This window comes from Pseudanabaena sp. CCNP1317 (genome assembly GCF_034931345.1).
Classification (GTDB): domain Bacteria; phylum Cyanobacteriota; class Cyanobacteriia; order Pseudanabaenales; family Pseudanabaenaceae; genus Pseudanabaena; species Pseudanabaena galeata.
Map to the genome: position 1 here is coordinate 1 of NZ_JAYGIF010000079.1, position 6,601 is coordinate 6,601.

Sequence of the window (6,601 nt, forward strand, 5' to 3'; positions counted from 1 at the left end):
TTGTCAACCTTTTAGCTGGGTTGGTTGCTTATACATATCGAGAGACTAAACCTGCTTTAGATCTTCTCTTCAAAGGCTTGCCTGCTCTTCCTCCTGCCATCTTTTAGTGCGTCGAACTCACGTTAATCAAGATATTCAAGCTTAGCTAAAGTTTGAATCATGGCTTTGAGACTCAAAGCTTTAAGACTCTTCCCTATTCCAAACACAATAGATTAAACACATCATCCACTGTCACCTGCCAGTTTAAAACATCCAAAATAGGCAAAACATCTGCACCAGACATTTTTTCAGGGAAGCGATCGCCTTGGTAAACCATAATCAAATCTTGCACTGGGGAAATTAGCCAACCAAGCTCAGAACCATTGGTAATAGCCGAACTGATTTTGTTCATTACCCGCAAAGGCGATTGATCGGGCGAGAGAATCTCAATAATCCAATCAGGAGCAATAGGAGCCGCATTAGCAACTCGTTTATTTTCCAAAAAAGGAATATTCGCCCAACGCATCACCGCAATGTCAGGCACAATCGATATATCGCCAAAATTACAGCGCAACTCAGGGAAAGCAAAAGCAAGTTTTTGAGGCTTACCAATTAGATTAATCGCAGTTGCAATTTCTGCCTGTAAAGTACTGTGTTGAAGTTGAGGAAAAGGTTTCTGATAAATTTGACCATCAATATATTCACTAGCAGGTTTAGTTTCTGGTAAAGCATAAAACTCTTTGATCGCCATTATCTAAACCTCCATAGGACTCAGAAAGCTCATTATAGGCACTATATCAAAAAAAATAGAGTGGCGGCGCTACGCGCCGCCGCTCTATGAATACAATCGATCGCAACTGAGCAAACCCCTAGGATCGAATTGCCGTTGAATCTTAAGCATCAGATCCCGCGCATTACCGCGATAACCCCAGACATTTTCGAGATTAGAGTTATCTCCTAAAGTTCCATTGCCAAACTTTAAAGCTTGGGGTGCTTCCAAAATTGACAGAAAACCGCCGCAGGATTCGGCAATACTTCTCACTTTAGCGATTTGCAAAGCGATCGCCCCTAAATCCTGTACATCCTCCACACGCAAAATCCCTAAACCACTACCAGTATGGATTTGCAAATAATAGGATTGAGCATCAAAAATTTGTTCGCATTCCTTGAGAAATGACACGCTAGCCGATGGCATTAGACCTAGCTTACAAACTACAGAAGTACTCTCAGGAGATTGCTCCAAATTACGCAACTCATCTTGCCAAATCAGAATTTCTAATAACTCCCAAAATTCCTTCGCTTCACCTAAAATCTGCACTTCTAAATTTAATTCTTTAGCAAGTGTGGCAATGCGATCGCACTGCTCGATTACACTAGCTTTGAGGCTAGCAAATTGTAGAACTAAGCCGATACCCTCTCCCAAACCAAGATCGGCGATCGCAGTTGCTGATAGTAAATCGCAAGCAGTGGGCGTAAGTACCGAGGTACTAATTTTTTGTTGGGCTTGAGCGATCGATTCCGCAGTCCCAGTAACTACCACAATTTGCGTATATTCAGGCAGAGGATAGAGCCGAAAGGTCACACTCGCGGCAATGCCCAAAGTTCCGTAAGAACCCGTTAATAATTTCATCAGGTCATAGCCAGCCACGTTCTTGACTACGCGCCCACCCGCTTTTGCCAACTCGCCATCACTGCGTACAAACTCAATTCCTAAACACATATCACGCACACTGTTGTAGCGATGTCGCAATGAACCTGCACTACCTGTTGCTAAAATGCCGCCAATCGTGGCTTCAGCACTGTAAGGAGGATCGATCGCTAAAAATTGTCCTTCTTTAGCTAAGACTGTTTGCAAATCCTGATATTTCACGCCCGACTCAACTGTGACTGTGAGATCGCCAACACAATGTTCAATCACCCGATTTAACTTAGCTGTGCTGATCACCAGATCCGCACGACTGACTAAGCCGCCCCAGTCTAACTTCGTGGCACTCCCACAGGGCAGCACACGCAAACGGTGTTCGTATGCTAAAGCGATCGCCCTCGATAGTTCCGAGATCGTCTGAGGATAAAGCACAGATGCTGGCGGTAGACTATCAGGGGTGAGACTAGCTACAACTCGTTCGTGTAAATTGGGGGCTAAGCGATCAAATAAAACAACACTTTCGACTCCAAGTAAGTCAGTGAATAAAGCAATCAGTTGATTATCAGCAAGTCTCACAAAATTAATGTCCGTACATACCTAGTTCTACAATTTAATAAAGAATAGATTTTTGATGGTGCGGCGGAGGCAGCATCAAAAATCTATTCTTGGTTTTATGGGCAAATCCCTAATATTGGAGCAGTAATTTTGTTACCCCAGTATATTTTTTAAAATAAGCGTTTGCCACCATCGGGGCGAATCGTATTCCAATTAGTTTTTGCTTGGGCTAACTGCTCTTCGGAGATTTTCGCTCCTTTTAAATCAGCCCCACATAGATTTGCCCCATTTAAATTTGCCTGACTCAAATAAGCTCCCTTCAAATTAGCGCCACTTAAATTTGCACCCGACAAATCCGCTTTACTCATATAAGCCGATTGAAGATTCGCTTCACGTAAGTCAGCCAAAATCATTGAAGCACTACCCAAATCACACTTGATCAAGATGGCACGGTGCATCTTTGCGTCACGCAAATTGGCACTATTTAACTTAGCTTGCGATAAATTAGCTCCTTGAAAGCTAGCACCAGTGAGATCACTATGGCAGAAATCAGCCTCCACTAATTTAGAACGACTCATGACAATCCCCGGAAGAGTTGCACTTCCAAAAGCGGCTTTAGAGTAATCTTGATTCGTAAAGTTACGCTTACCTTGATTGTATTCAACAATAACTCTACGTCCACCTTTAAGTTCACTAGTGCCAATACGACTACCCGATCTGGTATTACCCGATGTCAACATGCCACTATTATCAAACTGGATTCCCTGATTATTGCCATATTTCTGAGATTGGATGCGTGAGTTAGGTGTTTGCGTCGCAGGTCTCACAGTCACAGAGGAAGGGGCAGAAGGCGGCGCATAATTTGCCGCTGGGGTAGTGGCTTTAGGTGGCTCATCAGGAATGCCGCCAGATTCTAAGGCTCGCAAAGCTTCTTCCGCCGAGCGAAATCTCAGTGATACTGACTGCTGAAGCAATTTCTCAAAAACGACTCTCAGGCGATCGCTTAGCTTAACTTGCGATTTCCAATTGATTTCACCTGTATAGGGATCATGGGGTAAGTCCTTAGGCGATCGTCCTGTCATCAGATACAAACAACTCATCGCTGTGGCATACAAGTCACTAGAGTAAACAGGGCGCATCGCCATCTGCTCTGGTGGTGCAAAACCAGGTGTACCGATCGCAAAATTAGTTAATAAACCACTGGGATCATCATCAGCCGAGGGTTTATTAACTTGGCTAGAAACCGCACCAAAATCAATTAGTACCAATTGCCCATCTTGTTTGCGGCGCATGATGTTCGCAGGCTTAATATCACGATGAATTACCCCGTTTTCATGCATAAACCCAAGGGCTGGAAATATTTCTGAAAGGATCTTCCGAATCTCAATTTCGTTAAAGGCCCCACGTCTCTCAAATTCTTGCTTTAAAGTTTCACCATCGACAAATTCTTGGACTAAGTAAAAATTACTATCTTCTTCAAAATAATCAAGTAAACGGGGAATCTGCGGATGGCTACCGATTTTGCCGAGGGTAAAAGCTTCACGCTCAAATAACTCTCGAGCCATTTTCATCACACTGGCGGATTGAGTGTTTGGGCGCAGTTGCTTGACCACACATGAAGGAAATCCAGGCAAGCCCTCATCAGCAGCCAGAAATGTTGCGCCAAATCCACCTTTGCCAAGTGGACGACTGGCACGGTAGCGATTTCGCAGCTTTAGATTAGAACCACAGGTCGCGCAAGTAATGGCAAATGGTTCATTATTCGGATTAGCACAGTTCGGATTAACGCAATAACTCACGGTTGATCGAAAGCCCAAGTGATGGTTGATCAAATCAAGTTGTAGGAATGGTAACAGTTTAATATGTCACTGACCTACGGAGACTCATAGCTTAAATCAAAAATAAATTAATTAAGTATATTTGTGATTAACTCTAGCAAATAAATCTAAAAATCGTCGCTATTTGATACATCGGTATTGCCATAGGAGGAAGGACGGCTTGATGGTCTGCGTCTGCGTCCAGATGTGGCAGCAGTATCCTTAGTAGGCTCACCATAGTTATCAGATTCACTATTCCGATTTCGGGGACGCTCTCCGTTCATATTATCATCACTAGGTCTTGGGCGACGCTTGGGGCTGACAGGACGAATATCACTTTCGTCGATATCAATCACTGAGTCATTACTATTAGCATCATTACTACTCCTTTTCGGACGACGAGATCGACGAGTATCTGTGGTGTCTCCACGCAATTCGCTTGCCTCCGCACTGTTAGAAGAAATAGAACCTCTCATCCGACGTGATGGGTCACGATCGCGGCGGGGAGCTATTTCACGAGTAGGATCAATTTCAACCCGATAATCAGAACCGATCGGTTCTTCGTCATCAACTAGAGGGCTAGAAGGCGCTCTTCGGGCTTGATTGGCTAAAGCTTGGCGCAGTACTAAAGACTCTACAGCAAACCATCCTGCAAAGCCCACGACTAAGACTTGGGCTAATTGCGTTGTAATTTCCATCCGAAAATTAAAAGCTAGCAAGATAATGCCGTATACCAAGGCGATCGCCGAGAAAAAAATATCGTGGTCGCGGGCTAGTTCAGGGCGAAAGTTGCGCACAAAATATAAACCCACTCCTCCTAAAGCGGCAACAATTGCCAAAAGAATCATTAGCGGGTTGCCACCGATGTTGATCATGGCTCTATATTTCTCCTAAATACCTGCATTTTTTGGTCTCAAACACTAAATGTATGATTAACCAGTGTTTGGGACAGTCTTTGTTCATCAGTATAACAATACAGCGCTTTGACTTGATGCAAATTTCTCTAAGTCAAAGTCCAAAATAATAAAAGGCGGCGCAATGCGCCGCCTTTTATTATTTTGGACTTTGATTAACCTTTGCGGATAATGCGATCTTTTTGGCTAACGATCAAAACGGCTGCGAAAATTAGACCAAGAACTACGCCACCTGCGATAAGGCTGCCTAGAAAATTAGTTAACGATTGTGTCATATAGATATGTAGGTAAAGTTTTGATATACAGATTAAATTCTTAACATAATTTTAGCTTAAAAAGCTCAGGAGTCAGTCTTCTAAGACTCAAACCAAGGAATTTTTTGAAAGTGTTTTGAAGCAACACTTTCAAAAAATTCCTTGGTTTAGTTTCGTTGCAACAATAATTTATAGCTGTCGCCATTTGTATTAGGACAAATCAAAACCCAAGAAGTGAGTGGCGGCGCGAAGCGCCGCCACTCACTTCTTGGGTTTGTATCATAACAAAACTGGCGACAGCTATATATAAGGGCTTCGCTCCAAAATAAAGAACCAGTTTTTGATGGTTTAGCGAAGCTAAACCATCAAAAACTGGTTCCAAACCCAAGCAACAGGAATAGGAAAAAGGAAGCTCGTTTTAATTTTTAGAGTTCTTGTTTTGGCTACGCACAATCCAGTAACTGATTGATAGAGACAGAACTGCGATCGCCAAACCCGTAAGATCACCATCAGCTTTGGTGTCAAAGATAATGACTTTACGAGCAACCGCTGTTAGAGCTGTAATGATTACTAGCTCTAGTTGGATTGTATGGTGGCGCAAGTAAGCAGTGACATTTTCCATGAGTTCGAGTGCGATTAGCACATTCAGGAACATTCCAAATATTTTGAGCAAAGGAATGCTGAAAGCCCCTCTAGGGTCACTTAAAAACAGGTCAATGGTGAGTATCCGCAATAGGTCAAATAATGCGCCAAAAATTACTACAACTAAGGTGATCGCCATTACTTTAGAAACAATATTTTCAATTCTTCTAATTGCTTTTAAAAAGCTCTCATCAGTAAAAGCGTTCGCCAATACGCGAAATAGATTTTTAACCTGTTGACTCACATTCATTAACAGACTCACACCATCTAAATTTCATATATAGCGATCTTTAGCCATAGAAAGTATAGCTGTCAATTGATCCGCAACTGCTAGATGTTCTATGAGATCAGCAATTCTCATTATGAAAACGATTTGGGTGTTTCCAGCGCCGAAGTCGCTGGAAACACCCAAATCGTTTTTTTGAAAGCCCGCCAACGGCGAGCTTTCAAAAAAACGATTTTTATAATGAGAATTGCGGCTATGCGATCGCTTAAGCAAAGATTATATAGACTAAATACATAGAACAAAAGTATATAAGAATGATAAAATCATAGAATACAATCTATGATTTTATCATTCTTATGAGTTACCACCTATCTGATTCTCAATTAGCTAGTCATATCACACTGCATCAGTTGCAGGTCTTTGAGGTGGCGGCTCGACATGGTATACTTTAAACGGGTATAATCTGAGCTTTTTTGAGATTTTGGAAACGGAGAGTGAGTAGCGATAGCAGTTCTTTTTTATGGTTAATATGAGCGTTCTCAATACATGAAGAAATAGCATCCTGAAAC

The 6,601-nt window shown here is 42.4% G+C and carries 6 protein-coding genes; all 6 read right to left on the reverse strand.

Annotation, left to right across the window (positions count from 1 at the left end):
• Positions 1-193: 193 nt before the first annotated feature.
• The 6 genes from VB775_RS15460 to VB775_RS15485 all read right to left on the reverse strand — a co-directional run bounded on the left by VB775_RS15460 (position 194) and on the right by VB775_RS15485 (position 6,050).
• Positions 194-730 (reverse strand): Uma2 family endonuclease, encoded by a 537-nt coding sequence (locus VB775_RS15460; protein WP_281009038.1) that lies wholly within the window; start codon positions 728-730, stop codon positions 194-196.
• Between the two features lie 84 nt (positions 731-814).
• The gene (locus VB775_RS15465; RefSeq protein ID WP_281009039.1) at positions 815-2,200 is read right to left on the reverse strand and encodes an FAD-binding oxidoreductase; all 1,386 of its coding nucleotides are present in this window, start codon (positions 2,198-2,200) and stop codon (positions 815-817) included.
• Positions 2,201-2,349: 149 nt separating this feature from the next.
• Positions 2,350-3,978: a serine/threonine-protein kinase gene (locus VB775_RS15470; protein ID WP_281009040.1), complete on the reverse strand. Its 1,629-nt coding sequence runs from the start codon at positions 3,976-3,978 to the stop codon at positions 2,350-2,352.
• Between the two features lie 146 nt (positions 3,979-4,124).
• Complete coding sequence (locus tag VB775_RS15475; RefSeq protein ID WP_281009041.1) at positions 4,125-4,871, reverse strand: Ycf66 family protein; 747 nt, start codon at positions 4,869-4,871, stop codon at positions 4,125-4,127.
• A gap of 194 nt (positions 4,872-5,065) precedes the next feature.
• Entirely contained in the window at positions 5,066-5,185 is a 120-nt protein-coding gene (locus VB775_RS15480) for a photosystem II reaction center X protein (protein WP_281009042.1), read from the reverse strand.
• 397 nt (positions 5,186-5,582) lie between these two features.
• Positions 5,583-6,050 (reverse strand): phosphate-starvation-inducible PsiE family protein, encoded by a 468-nt coding sequence (locus VB775_RS15485; RefSeq protein ID WP_407072977.1) that lies wholly within the window; start codon positions 6,048-6,050, stop codon positions 5,583-5,585.
• Positions 6,051-6,601 lie beyond the last annotated feature (551 nt).